Origin of the sequence: Citrobacter sp. MGH103 (assembly GCF_001034475.2) — a bacterium.
GTDB classification, from domain to species: domain Bacteria; phylum Pseudomonadota; class Gammaproteobacteria; order Enterobacterales; family Enterobacteriaceae; genus Citrobacter; species Citrobacter freundii.
In genome coordinates this window covers 4,772,910-4,791,619 of the sequence record NZ_CP073043.1, presented here as the reverse complement: position 1 = coordinate 4,791,619, position 18,710 = coordinate 4,772,910, and the positions used below count along the sequence as shown (strand labels likewise).

Below are 18,710 nucleotides of genomic sequence, written 5' to 3'. Positions count from 1 at the left end.
AATGACGATTCGATCACGCTCGGCAGAAATCACGCACTCACAAAGCGATGTGCTAAGATGCGGAGACTTGAGGTCAAAAAAACAGAAGGGTAGAAAATGGAATCACTGGCCGCACTCTATAAAAATCATATCGTTACCTTACAAGAACGGACGCGCGACGCGCTGGAGCGCTTCAAGCTGGATGCGTTACTTATTCACTCAGGCGAACTTGTTAACGTCTTTCTCGACGATCATCCGTACCCGTTTAAGGTCAATCCGCAATTCAAAGCCTGGGTGCCTGTCACGCAGGTTCCTAACTGCTGGTTGCTGGTGGATGGCGTAAACAAGCCGAAACTGTGGTTCTACCTGCCGGTCGATTACTGGCACAACGTTGAGCCGCTGCCTACCTCTTTCTGGACGGAAGAAATCGAGATCATCGCGCTGCCGAAAGCGGATGGTATCGGTAGCCAACTGCCAGCTGCTCGCGGCAATATCGGTTACATTGGCCCGGTTCCGGAACGTGCCCTGCAACTGGACATCGCGGCCAGCAACATCAACCCGAAAGGGGTGATTGACTACCTGCATTATTACCGTGCCTATAAAACGGACTACGAACTGGCCTGTATGCGCGAAGCGCAGAAAATGGCGGTAAATGGACACCGTGCAGCAGAAGAAGCGTTCCGTTCCGGAATGAGCGAGTTTGACATCAACCTCGCTTACCTGACTGCCACCGGTCACCGCGACACCGACGTGCCATACAGCAACATCGTGGCGCTTAACGAGCATGCTTCGGTTCTTCATTACACCAAGCTGGATCATCAGGCGCCGTCTGAAATCCGCAGCTTCCTGCTCGACGCTGGCGCGGAATACAACGGCTATGCGGCAGACCTGACGCGTACCTGGTCGGCGAAAAGCGACAACGACTATGCGCATCTGGTGAAAGACGTTAACGACGAAGAGCTGGCGCTGATTGCCACCATGAAAGCAGGTACCAGCTACGTGGATTACCACATTCAGTTCCATCAGCGCATCGCGAAGCTGCTGCGTAAGCATCAAATCATCACCGATATGAGTGAAGAGGCGATGGTAGAAAACGATCTTACCGGGCCGTTTATGCCACACGGCATTGGTCACCCGCTGGGCCTGCAGGTACATGATGTCGCTGGCTTTATGCAGGATGACAGTGGTACCCATCTGGCCGCGCCGTCGAAGTATCCTTACCTGCGTTGCACCCGCGTATTGCAACCGGGCATGGTTCTGACCATCGAACCGGGCATTTACTTCATTGAATCTCTGCTGGCGCCATGGCGTGAAGGGCAGTTCAGCAAACACTTCAACTGGCAGAAAATTGAAGCCCTGAAACCGTTCGGCGGTATTCGTATTGAAGACAACGTGGTGGTCCACGAAAACAATATCGAAAACATGACGCGGGATTTGAAACTGGCGTAATGGACAGTTGGTTAATCCCTGCGGCGCCGGTTAGCGTCGTCGAAGAGATCAAAAAAAGCCGCTTCATTACGCTGCTCGCCCATACGGACGGCGTTGAAGCGGCCAAAGCGTTTGTTGAGTCAGTCAAAGCGGAACACCCGGACGCCCGCCACCATTGCGTGGCATGGGTGGCGGGTGCGCCCAATGACTCGCAGCAGCTGGGATTTTCAGACGATGGCGAACCGGCGGGTACGGCAGGTAAACCGATGCTCGCACAACTGATGGGGAGCGGTGTCGGTGAGATTACCGCTGTAGTCGTGCGCTACTACGGCGGTATCCTTCTCGGTACTGGAGGGTTGGTAAAAGCCTACGGCGGCGGTGTGAATCAGGCGTTGCGCCAGTTAACGACACAGCGCAAGACGCCATTAACCGAATATACTTTGCAGTGTGAGTACGGTCAGCTGGCAGGCATTGAAGCCTTGCTGGGGCAGTTTGACGGTAAAGTTGTTGCCAGTGATTACCAGGCTTTTGTTCGACTCAGGGTGGCGCTTCCTTTTGCCAAAGTGGATGAGTTTTCGGCAAAACTGGCGGATTTTAGTCGTGGTTCATTGCAATTGTTAGCGATTGAAGAATAATCCCCACCTCATTTTAAAGAACTAAGGAAGCGGCAGAGATGCATTTTCGCGCCATCACCCGAATCGTTGGACTACTGGTCATCTTATTCTCGGGGACAATGATTATCCCTGGACTGGTAGCGCTCATCTACCGTGACGGGGCAGGGCGTGCATTCACCCAAACTTTCTTCGTTGCTTTGGCGATCGGCTCCATGCTGTGGTGGCCAAACCGTAAAGAGAAGGGCGAGCTGAAATCGCGCGAAGGATTTCTGATTGTCGTTTTGTTCTGGACCGTTCTGGGCAGCGTGGGTGCGCTACCGTTCATCTTTGCGGAAAGCCCTAACCTGACGATAACCGACGCTTTTTTTGAATCCTTTTCCGGATTGACCACTACCGGTGCGACGACGCTGGTGGGGCTGGATTCATTGCCACACGCGATTCTCTTCTATCGCCAGATGCTGCAATGGTTCGGCGGGATGGGGATCATCGTGCTGGCGGTGGCTATCCTGCCTATTCTTGGCGTGGGTGGGATGCAGCTCTATCGGGCAGAAATGCCGGGGCCGCTGAAAGATAATAAGATGCGCCCGCGTATTGCCGAAACGGCGAAAACGCTGTGGCTTATCTATGTATTACTGACGGTGGCGTGCGCGCTGGCGCTATGGTTTGCCGGGATGCCCGCGTTTGACGCCATTGGGCACAGTTTTGCCACGATTGCCATCGGTGGTTTTTCCACACACGATGCCAGCGTGGGGTATTTCGACAGTCCCACGATTAATACGATTATTGCTATCTTCTTGCTGATCTCCGGTTGTAACTATGGTCTGCACTTCTCTTTATTAAGTGGGCGTAGTCTGAAGGTTTACTGGCGCGATCCGGAATTCCGCATGTTCATCGGCGTGCAGTTGACGCTGGTGGCTGTCTGTACGTTGGTGCTGTGGATACACAATACCTATGGCTCGGCGCTCACGACGATCAACCAGGCCTTTTTCCAGGTGGTATCGATGGCGACGACTGCCGGATTTACCACGGACAGTATTGCCCGCTGGCCGCTGTTCCTGCCGGTGCTGCTGCTGTGTTCTGCTTTTATCGGCGGCTGTGCCGGGTCGACGGGGGGGGGCTTGAAGGTGATTCGTATCCTGCTGCTGTTTAAGCAAGGCAACCGCGAATTGAAACGACTGGTTCATCCGAATGCGGTTTACAGTATCAAACTGGGTAACCGTGCGTTGCCGGAGCGAATTCTTGAAGCCGTATGGGGATTCTTCTCTGCCTATGCGTTGGTCTTTATTATCAGTATGCTGGCGATTATTGCGACCGGCGTTGATGACTTCTCCGCGTTTGCCTCCGTTGTGGCAACGTTGAATAACCTGGGGCCTGGACTGGGGGTTGTTGCCGACAACTTTGCCAGTATGAACCCTGTGGCGAAGTGGATCCTGATTGCCAATATGCTGTTTGGTCGTCTGGAGGTCTTTACTCTGCTGGTGCTCTTTACCCCTACCTTCTGGCGTGAATAATGGAGTAACACGTGAAAACACTGATTCTTTTTTCTTCCCGGGACGGACAAACGCGTGAAATCGCTGAATATCTGGCTTCTGAACTCAAAGAGCTGGGCGTTTGGGCAGATGTTGTTAATTTGCATCGTACCGCGGAGCCGGACTGGCAAAATTATGACAGCGTGGTGATTGGCGCCTCGATTCGCTATGGTCATTACCATGCTGCTTTTCAGGAGTTTGTGCAAAAGCATGCCACACGGTTGAATTCGATGCCGAGTGCGTTCTACTCCGTAAACCTCGTTGCCCGTAAACCGGAAAAACGTACGCCGCAAACCAACAGCTATGCGCGTAAGTTCCTGATGAGTTCTCCGTGGCGACCAGATCACAGTGCAGTCATTGCGGGTGCTTTGCTGTATCCCCGCTATCGCTGGTATGACCGCGTTATGATCCAACTGATAATGAAGATGTCAGGCGGTGAAACGGATACGAATAAAGAAGTGGTGTATACCGATTGGGAACAGGTTGCGAGATTCGCGCGGGAAATAGCCCAATTAACCAACAAAACGTCGTTAAAATAAACGTAAAGAATAAAAAATACGCACTCGGAAGATTATTTTAAATTTCCCCTTGTCAGCCTGAAATAACTCCCTATAATGCGCCTCCACTGACACGGAACAACGGATTACAAGCCGCCGGGTCAGCGGGGTTCCACTGAGAACTCCGGCGAAGAAAGCGAAATTAAATGCTTGACTTCGTGGCGGGATGGCGTATTATGCACACCCCGCGCCGCTGAGAAAAAGCGAAGCGGCACTGCTCTTTAACAATTTATCAGACAATCTGTGTGGGCACTCGAAGATACGGATTCTTAACGTCGTAAGACGAAAAATGAATACCAAGTCTCTGAGTGAACATACGTAATTCATTACGAAGTTTAATTCACGAGCATCAAACTTAAATTGAAGAGTTTGATCATGGCTCAGATTGAACGCTGGCGGCAGGCCTAACACATGCAAGTCGAACGGTAGCACAGAGGAGCTTGCTCCTTGGGTGACGAGTGGCGGACGGGTGAGTAATGTCTGGGAAACTGCCCGATGGAGGGGGATAACTACTGGAAACGGTAGCTAATACCGCATAACGTCGCAAGACCAAAGAGGGGGACCTTCGGGCCTCTTGCCATCGGATGTGCCCAGATGGGATTAGCTAGTAGGTGGGGTAACGGCTCACCTAGGCGACGATCCCTAGCTGGTCTGAGAGGATGACCAGCCACACTGGAACTGAGACACGGTCCAGACTCCTACGGGAGGCAGCAGTGGGGAATATTGCACAATGGGCGCAAGCCTGATGCAGCCATGCCGCGTGTATGAAGAAGGCCTTCGGGTTGTAAAGTACTTTCAGCGAGGAGGAAGGCGTTGTGGTTAATAACCGCAGCGATTGACGTTACTCGCAGAAGAAGCACCGGCTAACTCCGTGCCAGCAGCCGCGGTAATACGGAGGGTGCAAGCGTTAATCGGAATTACTGGGCGTAAAGCGCACGCAGGCGGTCTGTCAAGTCGGATGTGAAATCCCCGGGCTCAACCTGGGAACTGCATCCGAAACTGGCAGGCTAGAGTCTTGTAGAGGGGGGTAGAATTCCAGGTGTAGCGGTGAAATGCGTAGAGATCTGGAGGAATACCGGTGGCGAAGGCGGCCCCCTGGACAAAGACTGACGCTCAGGTGCGAAAGCGTGGGGAGCAAACAGGATTAGATACCCTGGTAGTCCACGCCGTAAACGATGTCGACTTGGAGGTTGTGCCCTTGAGGCGTGGCTTCCGGAGCTAACGCGTTAAGTCGACCGCCTGGGGAGTACGGCCGCAAGGTTAAAACTCAAATGAATTGACGGGGGCCCGCACAAGCGGTGGAGCATGTGGTTTAATTCGATGCAACGCGAAGAACCTTACCTACTCTTGACATCCAGAGAACTTAGCAGAGATGCTTTGGTGCCTTCGGGAACTCTGAGACAGGTGCTGCATGGCTGTCGTCAGCTCGTGTTGTGAAATGTTGGGTTAAGTCCCGCAACGAGCGCAACCCTTATCCTTTGTTGCCAGCGGTTCGGCCGGGAACTCAAAGGAGACTGCCAGTGATAAACTGGAGGAAGGTGGGGATGACGTCAAGTCATCATGGCCCTTACGAGTAGGGCTACACACGTGCTACAATGGCATATACAAAGAGAAGCGACCTCGCGAGAGCAAGCGGACCTCATAAAGTATGTCGTAGTCCGGATTGGAGTCTGCAACTCGACTCCATGAAGTCGGAATCGCTAGTAATCGTGGATCAGAATGCCACGGTGAATACGTTCCCGGGCCTTGTACACACCGCCCGTCACACCATGGGAGTGGGTTGCAAAAGAAGTAGGTAGCTTAACCTTCGGGAGGGCGCTTACCACTTTGTGATTCATGACTGGGGTGAAGTCGTAACAAGGTAACCGTAGGGGAACCTGCGGTTGGATCACCTCCTTACCTTAAAGAAGCGTTCTTTGAAGTGCTCACACAGATTGTCTGATGAAAATTAGCAGTAAGAAAATCTCTGCAGGCTTGTAGCTCAGGTGGTTAGAGCGCACCCCTGATAAGGGTGAGGTCGGTGGTTCAAGTCCACTCAGGCCTACCAAATTCTTTCTGATACCGCGTTGTGAAACGACTCGCATACTTCAGTATGCTTCGCCGCTCCACGCCTTGTCTCAGCAGGAATTAAGGTGAATGAGATAACTACGATGGGGCTATAGCTCAGCTGGGAGAGCGCCTGCCTTGCACGCAGGAGGTCTGCGGTTCGATCCCGCATAGCTCCACCATCTTTACTGCAAAAACACAAGAAAACTTCAGAGTGTACCTGAAAAGGTTCACTGCGAAGTTTTGCTCTTTAAAAATCTGGATCAAGCTGAAAATTGAAACGACACACTGTTTCATTTCTCCGTAATAAGAAATGAAAAGCGGTGTGTTCGAGTCTCTCAAATTTTCGCAACACGATGATGTTTTACGAAACATCTTCGGGTTGTGAGGTTAAGCGACTAAGCGTACACGGTGGATGCCCTGGCAGTCAGAGGCGATGAAGGACGTGCTAATCTGCGATAAGCGTCGGTAAGGTGATATGAACCGTTATAACCGGCGATTTCCGAATGGGGAAACCCAGTGTGATTCGTCACACTATCATTACGTGAATACATAGCGTAATGAAGCGAACCGGGGGAACTGAAACATCTAAGTACCCCGAGGAAAAGAAATCAACCGAGATTCCCCCAGTAGCGGCGAGCGAACGGGGAGCAGCCCAGAGTCTGAATCAGCTTGTGTGTTAGTGGAACGGTCTGGAAAGTCCGACGGTACAGGGTGATAGTCCCGTACACCAAAATGCACAGGTTGTGAACTCGAAGAGTAGGGCGGGACACGTGGTATCCTGTCTGAATATGGGGGGACCATCCTCCAAGGCTAAATACTCCTGACTGACCGATAGTGAACCAGTACCGTGAGGGAAAGGCGAAAAGAACCCCGGCGAGGGGAGTGAAAAAGAACCTGAAACCGTGTACGTACAAGCAGTGGGAGCCTCTTTATGGGGTGACTGCGTACCTTTTGTATAATGGGTCAGCGACTTATATTCTGTAGCAAGGTTAACCGTATAGGGGAGCCGAAGGGAAACCGAGTCTTAACTGGGCGTTAAGTTGCAGGGTATAGACCCGAAACCCGGTGATCTAGCCATGGGCAGGTTGAAGGTTGGGTAACACTAACTGGAGGACCGAACCGACTAATGTTGAAAAATTAGCGGATGACTTGTGGCTGGGGGTGAAAGGCCAATCAAACCGGGAGATAGCTGGTTCTCCCCGAAAGCTATTTAGGTAGCGCCTCGTGAATTCATCTTCGGGGGTAGAGCACTGTTTCGGCTAGGGGGTCATCCCGACTTACCAACCCGATGCAAACTGCGAATACCGAAGAATGTTATCACGGGAGACACACGGCGGGTGCTAACGTCCGTCGTGAAGAGGGAAACAACCCAGACCGCCAGCTAAGGTCCCAAAGTCATGGTTAAGTGGGAAACGATGTGGGAAGGCACAGACAGCCAGGATGTTGGCTTAGAAGCAGCCATCATTTAAAGAAAGCGTAATAGCTCACTGGTCGAGTCGGCCTGCGCGGAAGATGTAACGGGGCTAAACCATGCACCGAAGCTGCGGCAGCGACACTATGTGTTGTTGGGTAGGGGAGCGTTCTGTAAGCCGTTGAAGGTGTACTGTGAGGTATGCTGGAGGTATCAGAAGTGCGAATGCTGACATAAGTAACGATAATGCGGGTGAAAAACCCGCACGCCGGAAGACCAAGGGTTCCTGTCCAACGTTAATCGGGGCAGGGTGAGTCGACCCCTAAGGCGAGGCCGAAAGGCGTAGTCGATGGGAAACAGGTTAATATTCCTGTACTTGGTGTTACTGCGAAGGGGGGACGGAGAAGGCTATGTTAGCCGGGCGACGGTTGTCCCGGTTTAAGCATGTAGGCGGAGGTTCCAGGTAAATCCGGTACCTTTTAACGCTGAGGTGTGATGACGAGGCACTACGGTGCTGAAGTAACAAATGCCCTGCTTCCAGGAAAAGCCTCTAAGCATCAGGTAACACGAAATCGTACCCCAAACCGACACAGGTGGTCAGGTAGAGAATACCAAGGCGCTTGAGAGAACTCGGGTGAAGGAACTAGGCAAAATGGTGCCGTAACTTCGGGAGAAGGCACGCTGATATGTAGGTGAAGTGATTTACTCATGGAGCTGAAATCAGTCGAAGATACCAGCTGGCTGCAACTGTTTATTAAAAACACAGCACTGTGCAAACACGAAAGTGGACGTATACGGTGTGACGCCTGCCCGGTGCCGGAAGGTTAATTGATGGGGTTATCCGTAAGGAGAAGCTCTTGATCGAAGCCCCGGTAAACGGCGGCCGTAACTATAACGGTCCTAAGGTAGCGAAATTCCTTGTCGGGTAAGTTCCGACCTGCACGAATGGCGTAATGATGGCCAGGCTGTCTCCACCCGAGACTCAGTGAAATTGAACTCGCTGTGAAGATGCAGTGTACCCGCGGCAAGACGGAAAGACCCCGTGAACCTTTACTATAGCTTGACACTGAACACTGGTCCTTGATGTGTAGGATAGGTGGGAGGCTTTGAAGTGTGGACGCCAGTCTGCATGGAGCCATCCTTGAAATACCACCCTTTAATGGCTGGTGTTCTAACGTGGACCCGTAATCCGGGTTGCGGACAGTGTCTGGTGGGTAGTTTGACTGGGGCGGTCTCCTCCTAAAGAGTAACGGAGGAGCACGAAGGTTAGCTAATCCTGGTCGGACATCAGGAGGTTAGTGCAAAGGCATAAGCTAGCTTGACTGCGAGAGTGACGGCTCGAGCAGGTGCGAAAGCAGGTCTTAGTGATCCGGTGGTTCTGAATGGAAGGGCCATCGCTCAACGGATAAAAGGTACTCCGGGGATAACAGGCTGATACCGCCCAAGAGTTCATATCGACGGCGGTGTTTGGCACCTCGATGTCGGCTCATCACATCCTGGGGCTGAAGTAGGTCCCAAGGGTATGGCTGTTCGCCATTTAAAGTGGTACGCGAGCTGGGTTTAGAACGTCGTGAGACAGTTCGGTCCCTATCTGCCGTGGGCGCTGGAGAATTGAGGGGGGCTGCTCCTAGTACGAGAGGACCGGAGTGGACGCATCACTGGTGTTCGGGTTGTCATGCCAATGGCATTGCCCGGTAGCTAAATGCGGAAGAGATAAGTGCTGAAAGCATCTAAGCACGAAACTTGCCCCGAGATGAGTTCTCCCTGAGACTATAAGTCTCCTGAAGGAACGTTGAAGACGACGACGTTGATAGGTCGGGTGTGTAAGCGTAGCGATACGTTGAGCTAACCGATACTAATGAACCGTGAGGCTTAACCTTACAACGCCGAAGATGTTTTGGCGAAGAGACGAGATTCAGCTTGATACAGATTACATCGACATGCCAGGGCGTGTTGATAAACAGAATTTGCCTGGCGGCTGTAGCGCGGTGGTCCCACCTGACCCCATGCCGAACTCAGAAGTGAAACGCCGTAGCGCCGATGGTAGTGTGGGGTCTCCCCATGCGAGAGTAGGGAACTGCCAGGCATCAAATAAAGTGAAGAAGCCCATCCTGACGGATGGGCTTTTTTGCGTGTGTGCGGGGTAAAACCGCCGGGCTGAACGTATTGTGCAGGCCTGATAAGCGCAGCGCATCAGGCAGATCACGACACCGCAGTTATCTTCTGGCCCATTGCGTAACAAAATCAGCTACTTGCTGTATGTTGTTGATATCTAACAATGGAACATCCACCGCCAGCGGAACGTCACTGGCAACCGCTATAACATAGTCATCCATCACCAATTCCTCAGGACTATGCCCGCAGCCTTCGCGGAAAAGTAGGATCTTAGCGACAGGTTCATGCTTAAATCCCTCAACCAACACCATATCCAACGTTGAAGCGTCCATCCGGCTTACCAGATACGCTAAATCCAGTTCGGGCTCTTCCGGTGTTTCTACCATTAATGCCCAACGTTGCTGGCTGGCGACCAGAGTTTGTGCTGCACCAGCTTTGCGTAACTCATAGCTATCTTTACCGGGCTTGTCGACATCCATCTTGTGATGAGTATGCTTAATCAATCCGGGACGTATACCTCTGGCACGTAGTTCCGGGATCAACTTTTTGAGCAGCGTGGTTTTTCCCGTGCCGCTCCATGCCGCAATGGCGAGTAATGGGATCATGATTTTTCCTGCCATTTTGCGAGCTCTTCGGGGGTGTTCACGTTTACGAACGCATCTTTATGATCGCTGAAATCGACAGCATGACCGCCTGCCAAACGCATAAAGACCATAACGCGTCGTTCACCGGACTGAAGATAATCCTGCAGTAAAGGCTGCATAGAGCGGTGCATCAGCGCAATGGTTGGGTGATCTCTTTCGCCATCATGCACCCAGACAACCGGTGCTGCTTTGCGCTGCTCTTTTAAACGAGCGACCAGATCGTGAGGAATATAAGGCATATCGCACGGGCAGAACAAAAACCATTCCCCCGTTTGCTGCAGGAATACCGATAGCATCCCGGCCAGTGGGCCAGGGAAATCGGCCAATGAATCGGGAATAACTTTCAGGCCGCTTTGCTGGTATATATCCCTGTGGCGATTGGCATTAACCACCACGGTTTCGACCTGCAAAGCGAGAATGTCGGCCACATGTCGCCAAAGAGGTTTACCGTCCAGCTCAAGCAGACCTTTATCGGTTCCGCCCATCCGTCTGGCCTTACCGCCAGCCAGTACAACCCCTGTTATTGCACTATCCAGAATCACTGATATCGCCTCTTTTAATGTGGGATTGACCCTGCTAACGTATCTGTATTGAGCCTAAGGAGCACAACCATGAAATGTAAACGTCTGAATGAAGTTATTGAACTCCTCCAGCCTGCCTGGCAGAAGGAACCCGATCTTAACCTGATGCAATTTTTACAGAAACTGGCGCAAGAGTCAGGTTTTGACGGCGAACTGGCGGATTTAACTGATGACATTCTGATCTATCACCTGAAAATGCGTGACTCGGCGAAAGATGCGGTCATTCCAGGTATTCAGAAAGATTATGAAGAAGATTTTAAAACTGCACTACTCCGCGCACGTGGCGTAATTAAAGAGTAAAAGCTTGTAATCGCCGCCACCGAAAGCGCTGCGAAATGATATCCTGAATCATTCGTAGTATTTTCCGGATGATGGGATGAACGACAACGCTTTTAATTTCCAGACGCTACACCCGGATACCATCATGGATGCACTGTTTGAGCAGGGGATCCGGGTGGACTCCGGGCTTACCCCGCTTAACAGCTATGAAAACCGTGTCTATCAATTCCAGGACGAAGACCGTCGACGCTTTGTCGTTAAGTTTTATCGCCCTGAACGTTGGTCTGTCGATCAGATCCAGGAAGAGCACCAGTTTGCTCTGGAACTGGTAAGCGATGAAGTCCCGGTAGCTGCTCCGCTGGTATTCAGCGGCCAAACGCTATTAAGCCATCAGGGTTTCCATTATGCGATCTTCCCCAGCGTCGGTGGACGCCAGTTTGAAGCCGACAACATCGATCAGATGGAGGCGGTGGGGCGCTATCTCGGGCGTATGCACCAGACCGGATGCAAGCGTACTTTTGCCTTCCGCCCAACGATCGGCCTTGAAGAATACCTGACTGAGCCACGTAAAGTTTTTGAACACGCACAGCTAATCCCATCAGGGCAAAAAGCGGCCTTCCTGAAAGCAACGGATGCGCTTATCGCGATCGTTACCGAACGCTGGCATACGCGTTTTACCACGTTACGCCTGCACGGTGATTGTCATGCCGGTAATATTCTGTGGCGCGATGGCCCGATGTTTGTCGATTTAGATGATGCCCGCAACGGTCCGGCTATTCAGGATTTATGGATGCTCCTCAATGGCGATAAAGCTGAACAACGTATGCAGCTTGAAACCATTATCGAGGCTTATGAAGAGTTTAGTGAGTTCGACATCTCTGAAATCGGACTGATAGAACCTTTACGCGCTATGCGTTTAGTTTATTATCTTGCCTGGCTAATTCGACGTTGGGCTGACCCTGCATTTCCAAAAAACTTCCCGTGGTTAACCGGGGAAGATTACTGGCATCGTCAGACCGCGACCTTTATTGAGCAGGCAAAAATTCTGCAAGAGCCCCCCTTACAATTAACGCCAATGTATTAACCGGAGAAACTTGAACATGAAAAAAATATGGCTGGCGCTGGCTGGTATGGTCTTAGCTTTTAGCGCATCTGCAGCGCAGTTCCAGGATGGCAAACAATACATCACTCTGGAAAAGCCAGTTGCGGGTGAACCGCAAGTGTTGGAGTTCTTCTCCTTCTACTGCCCGCACTGCTACCAGTTTGAAGAAGTGCTTCACGTATCTGATAATGTGAAGAAAAAGCTGCCGGAAGGCACCAAGATGACCAAATACCACGTCGAGTTTCTCGGGCCTTTGGGTAAAGATCTGACGCAGGCATGGGCGGTTGCAATGGCGCTGGGTGTTGAAGATCAGGTCACCGTTCCGCTGTTTGAAGGCGTTCAGAAAACCCAGACCGTTCAGTCTGTCGCTGATATCCGTAAAGTGTTTGTCGACGCAGGTATTAAAGGCGAAGATTATGATGCGGCATGGAACAGCTTCGTGGTGAAATCACTCGTGGCACAGCAGGAAAAAGCGGCGGCTGATTTACAGCTGCAGGGCGTTCCGGCGATGTTCGTGAATGGCAAATATCAGATCAACCCGCAGGGTATGGATACCAGTAGCATGGATATCTTCGTACAACAGTATGCGGATACCGTGAAGTACCTGGTTGGTCAGAAATAAAAGCAAAAGCCGGTCACTGACCGGCTTTTTTATTGTCACCCCTAAACCACCTCCTAGGGAGGTGGTGATTGATCCTGTAAGGCTATAGCCTGAAGAATGCCCATGCCGGAATATCTCTGCTTACTCACCACAAGTAAAAGGAGACAAACCAACATGGGGCTTTACAGGAGTTCATCACATGTATATTGGCGTTGCAAATACCACATAGTCTGGACACCAAAATATCGATTCAGGATCCTCAAAGACAAGCTGGGCAAGGAGCTTTACAGGACAATCTACATTCTCTGCGGAATCAAGGATTGTGAAGTTCTGGAGTTAAATGTCCAGCCAGATCATGTACATCTAGTCGTCATCGTCCCACCTAAAATCTCAATATCAACGCTAATGGGCCATTTGAAAGGTCGCAGTGCCATCAGGCTCTACAATCGTTTTCCACACATCAGGAAGAAGCTCTGGGGAAACCATTTTTGGTCGCGTGGTTACTTTGTAGATACGGTAGGAGTGAACGAGGAAATTATCAGAAGATATGTGCGGCATCAGGAGAAAACGGAACAAACACATGAACAACAGATGGAATTGCTAGAGTAGTAAGCGAAAGGTGAAAGTAGCCCCCCTTACAGGGGGCATTTTCAAAAGCCACCTTCTAAGAAGGTGGTCTTTTACTTGAGGCTTTAATCGCGTCGAGCTGCGCGTCTTTCTCACTCCATAGCGTATTTAGCCAGAGCTGAAACCGACGCTTGAATCCCTTATCGTTCACGTAATCACCGTGCAACTCTTCATGAATTGGCTCCAGATTCACCCGCACGACAATCCGCGTTAACTTACCGCTCAGCATGTCGTAGAACGGTCGACTGCTGTTTTCCGGATAGCACAACGTGACGTTCAACATTTTATCGAACTGTGAACCCAGTACATTCAATGCCATTGCAATACCGGCCGCCTTAGGTGGGAGCAGGTTTTGATAGGGCGAGCGGGTTTGCTCACGTTTATCTTTGGTAAAGCGCGAACCTTCGACAAAATTCACAATGGTTGTCGGGTGTACGCGAAATTTCTCGCAGGAACGACGCGTTGTTTCGACATCTTTACCACGGCGTTCCGGATGGCGAAGCAGATAGCCACGTGAATAGCGTTTCATAAACGGCATATCCAGCGCCCAGCAGGCTAGGCCAATAAAGGGTACCCAGGCCAACTGCTGCTTGAGGAAATATTTATTCATCGGGATGTGCTTACGGAACAGAACGCAAAGCACAACGATATCGGCCCAGCTGTAATGATTACAAATGAGCAGATACCAGTTTTTCTTGCTAAGACCTTCCAGTCCTTCAACATCCCACTTTAGCCGTGGATTAAGGTGCAGCAGTAGCGCCAGACCTTCACACCAGCAGTACATCATGAAATTACAGAAGACAGAAACCTTGCGCCAGACGACAGGAATAGGCAAAAGGAGTTTCACAACCCCGGCAAGGATGATCGGCACAGAACAAAAAATCGTGACCAATATGGTCAATACGATACTCAGCAACAGCGTTATCGCAGCGAGTATTCTCGTCATAATTAAATTATTCAAAAGGTTAGCCATAGACAGTGCGCGAAAGAGGCGCAAGGGGCTGATTTTATCAGAAAACGAACCAAATGATGGATCTTCCCTCAATAGAAAAAAGAGGAATATCTATCCACATCAGGATATAAGCTGTAAAAATGGGATAAAATGCTGTGTATTTATTTAATTCATTGAAATACATATAAAAATATTATGAGGCAGTAATTGCCTTGTTATATTTAAAGAGCTGTAAATTATTTATTCACAAAGTTATCCACAGATGTCTTTGCGAGCAAAGCAGAAGATCTACAAAAGTTTTTCGACAAATGCGGCGAAAAACTCATGTTTTCATCCTGTCTGTGGCATCCTTTACCCATAATCTGATAAACAGGCACGGACATTATGGTTCAGATCCCAGAAAACCCACTTATCCTTGTAGATGGCTCATCTTACCTGTATCGCGCATACCACGCGTTCCCACCGCTGACTAACAGCGCAGGAGAACCTACGGGCGCGATGTACGGTGTCCTCAACATGCTGCGTAGCTTGATTTTGCAATATCAGCCGACCCACGCGGCGGTGGTATTCGACGCCAAGGGTAAAACCTTCCGTGATGAGTTATTCGAACACTATAAGTCGCACCGCCCACCCATGCCGGACGATCTGCGTGCGCAGATTGAACCTCTGCATGCGATGGTAAAAGCGATGGGGCTGCCATTGCTGGCGGTTTCTGGCGTGGAGGCGGATGATGTCATCGGTACGCTGGCGCGGGAAGCGGAGAAGGTGGGTCGTCCGGTGCTGATTAGCACTGGTGATAAAGATATGGCTCAGTTGGTGACGCCGAATATCACTCTTATCAACACCATGACCAATACGATCCTCGGCCCGGATGAAGTGGTGAATAAATACGGTGTCCCGCCGGAACTGATCATCGATTTCCTGGCGCTGATGGGGGATTCCTCAGATAACATTCCTGGCGTTCCAGGCGTAGGTGAAAAAACTGCGCAGGCTCTGCTGCAGGGGCTGGGTGGGCTGGATACTCTCTATGCTGAATCAGACAAAATTGCGGGGCTGACTTTCCGTGGTGCGAAAACCATGGCGGGCAAACTCGAGCAGAATAAAGAGGTGGCGTACCTCTCTTATCAATTGGCTACTATCAAAACGGATGTTGAGCTGGAGTTGACCTGCGAGCAGCTGGAAGTCCGTCAACCGGCAGCAGAAGAACTGCTTGGCCTGTTTAAACAATATGAATTCAAACGTTGGGTTACTGACGTTGAAGCGGGTAAATGGCTACAGGCGAAAGGGACGAAGCCGGCGGCAAAACCGCAAGAAACTATTGTCGTCGATGAAACGCCTGAGGAGCCGGCTACGGTTCTTTCGTATGATAACTATGTGACGATTCTGGACGAAGCGACGCTGGAAGAGTGGATCGCGAAGCTGAAAAAAGCACCTGTCTTTGCCTTCGATACTGAAACTGACAGCCTGGACAATATTTCCGCGAATCTGGTTGGCCTGTCTTTTGCCATTGAACCGGGTGTGGCGGCATATGTTCCTGTTGCCCACGATTACCTGGATGCCCCCGATCAAATAGCTCGCGATCGCGCGCTGCAGCTGCTGAAGCCGCTGCTTGAAGATGAGAACGCGCATAAAGTTGGGCAGAACCTGAAGTACGATCGCGGTATCCTGGCGAACTATGGCATCGAGCTGCGCGGCATCACCTTTGACACCATGCTTGAATCCTACATTCTTAACAGCGTTGCTGGCCGACACGATATGGACAGCCTGTCGGACCGCTGGCTTAAACATAAAACTATCACCTTTGAAGAGATCGCTGGAAAAGGCAAAAACCAGCTGACCTTTAACCAGATAGCATTGGAAGAAGCCGGGCGCTACGCTGCGGAAGACGCCGACGTTACGCTACAGCTGCATCTGAAAATGTGGCCAGAATTACAGCAGCATAAAGGGCCACTGAACGTCTTTGAAAATATCGATATGCCGCTGGTGCCTGTTTTGTCTCGTGTTGAGCGCAACGGTGTGAAAATCGATCCGGCTGTTCTGCACAAGCATTCAGAAGAACTGACGCTGCGTTTGAACGAGCTGGAGCAAAAAGCGCACGAGATCGCCGGAGAAGCGTTTAACCTGTCTTCCACCAAGCAACTGCAAACCATCCTGTTTGAAAAGCAGGGTATTAAGCCGCTGAAGAAAACGCCGGGCGGCGCACCATCAACGTCGGAAGAGGTGCTGGAAGAGTTAGCGCTGGATTATCCGTTGCCGAAAGTTATCCTGGAATATCGTGGGTTAGCCAAACTGAAGTCGACCTATACGGATAAGCTTCCGTTGATGATTAACAAGAAGACCGGGCGCGTGCACACTTCCTATCATCAGGCAGTTACCGCAACGGGTCGCTTGTCTTCAACGGATCCGAACCTGCAAAACATCCCGGTACGTAATGACGAAGGTCGTCGTATTCGTCAGGCGTTCATTGCGCCAGAAGACTACGTGATTGTCTCTGCGGACTACTCACAGATTGAACTGCGTATCATGGCGCACCTTTCACGTGATAAAGGTCTGCTTACCGCGTTTGCCGAAGGGAAAGATATTCACCGCGCAACGGCGGCAGAAGTCTTTGGTTTACCGCTTGATTCTGTGACCAGCGAGCAACGCCGCAGCGCGAAAGCCATTAACTTCGGTTTGATCTACGGGATGAGCGCCTTTGGTCTGGCGCGCCAGTTGAATATTCCGCGTAAAGAAGCACAGAAGTACATGGATCTCTACTTCGAACGCTACCCAGGCGTGTTGGAATATATGGAACGCACCCGCGCGCAGGCGAAAGAGCAGGGTTATGTAGAAACGCTGGAAGGTCGCCGTCTCTATTTACCGGATATTAAATCCAGTAATGGTGCTCGTCGTGCAGGTGCAGAACGCGCGGCAATTAACGCCCCGATGCAGGGTACTGCCGCAGACATTATCAAACGAGCGATGATTGCGGTGGACAGATGGCTGCAAACCGAGCAACCGCGTGTGCGTATGATCATGCAGGTACACGATGAACTGGTGTTTGAAGTGCATAAAGATGACCTCGAAAGCGTCTCTAAAAAGATCCACCAACTGATGGAAAACGAGACCCAGATTGACGTGCCGTTGCTGGTGGAAGTCGGTAGTGGCGAAAACTGGGATCAGGCGCACTAAGGGTTTACTGAATAACGGCTCTTTTTCGTAACTAAGCAACATAAGAGAGAACTTTTTGTGATGTCCATTAGAATTCCCTATGTAAGGAATGAAAAAAAATTACAAAAAGTGCTTTCTGAGCTGCTCAAAAAAGAGTAAAGTTATTCACGTAGGGTACAGAGGTAAGATGTTCTATCTTTCAGACCTTTTACTTCACGTAATCGGATTTGGCTGAATATTTTAGCCGCCCCAGTCAGTAATGACTGGGGCGTTTTTTATTGTGCGAAAGAAGGTTTCGCACATACTGTAGGCCGGATAAGACGCACAGCGGCGCCATCCGGCAATACGGTGGGTTATTCCCCTTCCTGCATCTCTTCAACCGGTGCCAGTTCACTAAACCAGCTATCCAGTTTTTGCCGCAGTTTGTCCACACCCAGCTTTTTCAGCGATGAAAATGCTTCTACCTGCACATCACCGTTAAATGCCAGTACGGCTTCGCGTACCATATTCAACTGCGCTTTGCGTGCACCGCTGGCCAGCTTATCTGCTTTAGTCAGCAGTACCAGAACCTGAACGTTGCTCTCAACCGCCCACAGGATCATCTGTTGATCGAGATCTTTTAACGGGTGACGAATATCCATCAGTACCACCAGACCCTGCAGGCTCTGACGTTTTTCCAGATATTCAGCCAGCGCGCGCTGCCATTTACGCTTCATCTCTTCTGGAACTTCGGCATAACCGTATCCTGGCAAATCGACCAGGCGTTTGCCGTCAACGACTTCAAACAGGTTGATGAGCTGAGTACGACCTGGCGTTTTAGATGTACGTGCCAGACCCTTTTGATTCGTCAGGGTATTTAGCGCACTGGATTTGCCTGCGTTGGAACGGCCAGCAAAAGCCACTTCTATACCGGTGTCGGAAGGTAAGTGGCGAATATCAGGCGCACTCATCACAAAGTGCGTCTGTTGATAATTCAAGTTAGTCAAAGCAGTCCTCTCCATCAATCAGGGCTTTGCAGCGATTATACCTGAACCCCAGCAAAAGGCTGGTTTTTCGACGAGTGGGCTGTGAGAGTAAAAACCACGCGCTTTG

Annotated in this window: 14 protein-coding genes, 2 tRNA genes and 3 rRNA genes; 15 read left to right on the top strand and 4 right to left on the bottom strand. The window is 50.8% G+C overall.

Features of this window, described 5'->3' with window-relative positions:
• Nucleotides 1-96 precede the first annotated feature (96 nt).
• The 9 genes from pepQ (at nt 97) to rrf (ending at nt 9,653) form a co-directional block, all read left to right on the top strand.
• Nucleotides 97-1,428: a Xaa-Pro dipeptidase gene (pepQ, locus tag SK33_RS23055; protein ID WP_032950648.1), complete on the top strand. Its 1,332-nt coding sequence runs from the start codon at nt 97-99 to the stop codon at nt 1,426-1,428.
• Nucleotides 1,428-2,042, top strand: a complete 615-nt coding sequence (locus SK33_RS23050; protein WP_003017851.1) for an IMPACT family protein — start codon at nt 1,428-1,430, stop codon at nt 2,040-2,042. The genes pepQ and SK33_RS23050 overlap by 1 nt, the downstream gene beginning before the upstream one ends.
• Nucleotides 2,043-2,080: 38 nt before the next feature.
• Nucleotides 2,081-3,532 carry a Trk system potassium transporter TrkH gene (gene trkH, locus SK33_RS23045; protein WP_003017848.1) on the top strand — a complete coding sequence of 484 codons (1,452 nt, stop codon included), beginning with the start codon at nt 2,081-2,083 and terminating at the stop codon, nt 3,530-3,532.
• Between the two features lie 11 nt (nt 3,533-3,543).
• Nucleotides 3,544-4,089 (top strand): menaquinone-dependent protoporphyrinogen IX dehydrogenase, encoded by a 546-nt coding sequence (gene hemG, locus SK33_RS23040; protein ID WP_048220151.1) that lies wholly within the window; start codon nt 3,544-3,546, stop codon nt 4,087-4,089.
• 375 nt (nt 4,090-4,464) lie between these two features.
• Nucleotides 4,465-6,006, top strand: a 16S ribosomal RNA gene (locus SK33_RS23035).
• 71 nt (nt 6,007-6,077) lie between these two features.
• Nucleotides 6,078-6,154, top strand: a tRNA-Ile gene (locus SK33_RS23030).
• Nucleotides 6,155-6,259: 105 nt separating this feature from the next.
• Nucleotides 6,260-6,335 (top strand) — tRNA-Ala (locus SK33_RS23025).
• A 206-nt stretch (nt 6,336-6,541) separates the two neighbouring features.
• Nucleotides 6,542-9,447 (top strand): 23S ribosomal RNA (locus SK33_RS23020).
• Nucleotides 9,448-9,537: 90 nt separating this feature from the next.
• Nucleotides 9,538-9,653 (top strand): 5S ribosomal RNA (gene rrf, locus SK33_RS23015).
• Together the 16S, 23S and 5S rRNA genes with 2 tRNA genes alongside form the textbook arrangement of a ribosomal RNA operon.
• Nucleotides 9,654-9,783: 130 nt before the next feature.
• Here rrf and mobB read toward each other — a convergent pair.
• Complete coding sequence (mobB, locus tag SK33_RS23010) at nt 9,784-10,287, bottom strand: molybdopterin-guanine dinucleotide biosynthesis protein MobB (protein WP_003028613.1); 504 nt, start codon at nt 10,285-10,287, stop codon at nt 9,784-9,786.
• Nucleotides 10,284-10,811, bottom strand: a complete 528-nt coding sequence (mobA, locus tag SK33_RS23005; RefSeq protein WP_230320601.1) for a molybdenum cofactor guanylyltransferase MobA — start codon at nt 10,809-10,811, stop codon at nt 10,284-10,286. The genes mobB and mobA overlap by 4 nt, the downstream gene beginning before the upstream one ends.
• 126 nt (nt 10,812-10,937) lie before the next feature.
• On the opposite strand from mobA, the gene SK33_RS23000 reads away from it, so the two are divergent.
• The 4 genes from SK33_RS23000 (at nt 10,938) to tnpA (ending at nt 13,498) form a co-directional block, all read left to right on the top strand.
• Nucleotides 10,938-11,207 (top strand): YihD family protein, encoded by a 270-nt coding sequence (locus tag SK33_RS23000; protein WP_003028616.1) that lies wholly within the window; start codon nt 10,938-10,940, stop codon nt 11,205-11,207.
• 76 nt (nt 11,208-11,283) lie between these two features.
• The gene (locus SK33_RS22995; protein WP_003028618.1) at nt 11,284-12,270 is read left to right on the top strand and encodes a serine/threonine protein kinase; all 987 of its coding nucleotides are present in this window, start codon (nt 11,284-11,286) and stop codon (nt 12,268-12,270) included.
• A 16-nt stretch (nt 12,271-12,286) separates the two neighbouring features.
• A complete protein-coding gene (gene dsbA / locus SK33_RS22990; RefSeq protein ID WP_032950650.1) occupies nt 12,287-12,910 on the top strand; it encodes a thiol:disulfide interchange protein DsbA in 624 nt (207 codons plus the stop codon).
• Between the two features lie 153 nt (nt 12,911-13,063).
• Nucleotides 13,064-13,498 (top strand): IS200/IS605 family transposase, encoded by a 435-nt coding sequence (gene tnpA, locus SK33_RS22985; RefSeq protein ID WP_041162689.1) that lies wholly within the window; start codon nt 13,064-13,066, stop codon nt 13,496-13,498.
• A 55-nt stretch (nt 13,499-13,553) separates the two neighbouring features.
• On the opposite strand, the gene SK33_RS22980 is transcribed toward tnpA, so the two are convergent.
• Complete coding sequence (locus tag SK33_RS22980; RefSeq protein WP_048220127.1) at nt 13,554-14,489, bottom strand: acyltransferase; 936 nt, start codon at nt 14,487-14,489, stop codon at nt 13,554-13,556.
• A gap of 363 nt (nt 14,490-14,852) precedes the next feature.
• Here SK33_RS22980 and polA point away from each other — a divergent pair, with 363 nt between their 5' ends.
• Complete coding sequence (gene polA, locus SK33_RS22975) at nt 14,853-17,639, top strand: DNA polymerase I (RefSeq protein WP_003840413.1); 2,787 nt, start codon at nt 14,853-14,855, stop codon at nt 17,637-17,639.
• Between the two features lie 166 nt (nt 17,640-17,805).
• Nucleotides 17,806-17,853 (top strand): spot 42 RNA, inhibition of DNA synthesis, encoded by a 48-nt coding sequence (locus SK33_RS26815; RefSeq protein ID WP_071892919.1) that lies wholly within the window; start codon nt 17,806-17,808, stop codon nt 17,851-17,853.
• Between the two features lie 118 nt (nt 17,854-17,971).
• On the opposite strand, the gene yihA is transcribed toward SK33_RS26815, so the two are convergent.
• Nucleotides 17,972-18,604, bottom strand: a complete 633-nt coding sequence (gene yihA / locus SK33_RS22970; protein WP_049003219.1) for a ribosome biogenesis GTP-binding protein YihA/YsxC — start codon at nt 18,602-18,604, stop codon at nt 17,972-17,974.
• Nucleotides 18,605-18,710 lie beyond the last annotated feature (106 nt).

Coding starts and splice junctions, on each gene's coding strand:
- SK33_RS23050 (WP_003017851.1), top strand. CDS start 1,428: ATGGACAGTTGGTTAATCCCTGCGGCGCCGGTTAGCGTCGTCGAAGAG.
- pepQ (WP_032950648.1), top strand. CDS start 97: ATGGAATCACTGGCCGCACTCTATAAAAATCATATCGTTACCTTACAA.
- polA (WP_003840413.1), top strand. CDS start 14,853: ATGGTTCAGATCCCAGAAAACCCACTTATCCTTGTAGATGGCTCATCT.
- trkH (WP_003017848.1), top strand. CDS start 2,081: ATGCATTTTCGCGCCATCACCCGAATCGTTGGACTACTGGTCATCTTA.
- SK33_RS22980 (WP_048220127.1), bottom strand. CDS start 14,489: ATGGCTAACCTTTTGAATAATTTAATTATGACGAGAATACTCGCTGCG.
- tnpA (WP_041162689.1), top strand. CDS start 13,064: ATGGGGCTTTACAGGAGTTCATCACATGTATATTGGCGTTGCAAATAC.
- mobB (WP_003028613.1), bottom strand. CDS start 10,287: ATGATCCCATTACTCGCCATTGCGGCATGGAGCGGCACGGGAAAAACC.
- SK33_RS23000 (WP_003028616.1), top strand. CDS start 10,938: ATGAAATGTAAACGTCTGAATGAAGTTATTGAACTCCTCCAGCCTGCC.
- mobA (WP_230320601.1), bottom strand. CDS start 10,811: ATGGGCGGAACCGATAAAGGTCTGCTTGAGCTGGACGGTAAACCTCTT.
- SK33_RS22995 (WP_003028618.1), top strand. CDS start 11,284: ATGAACGACAACGCTTTTAATTTCCAGACGCTACACCCGGATACCATC.
- dsbA (WP_032950650.1), top strand. CDS start 12,287: ATGAAAAAAATATGGCTGGCGCTGGCTGGTATGGTCTTAGCTTTTAGC.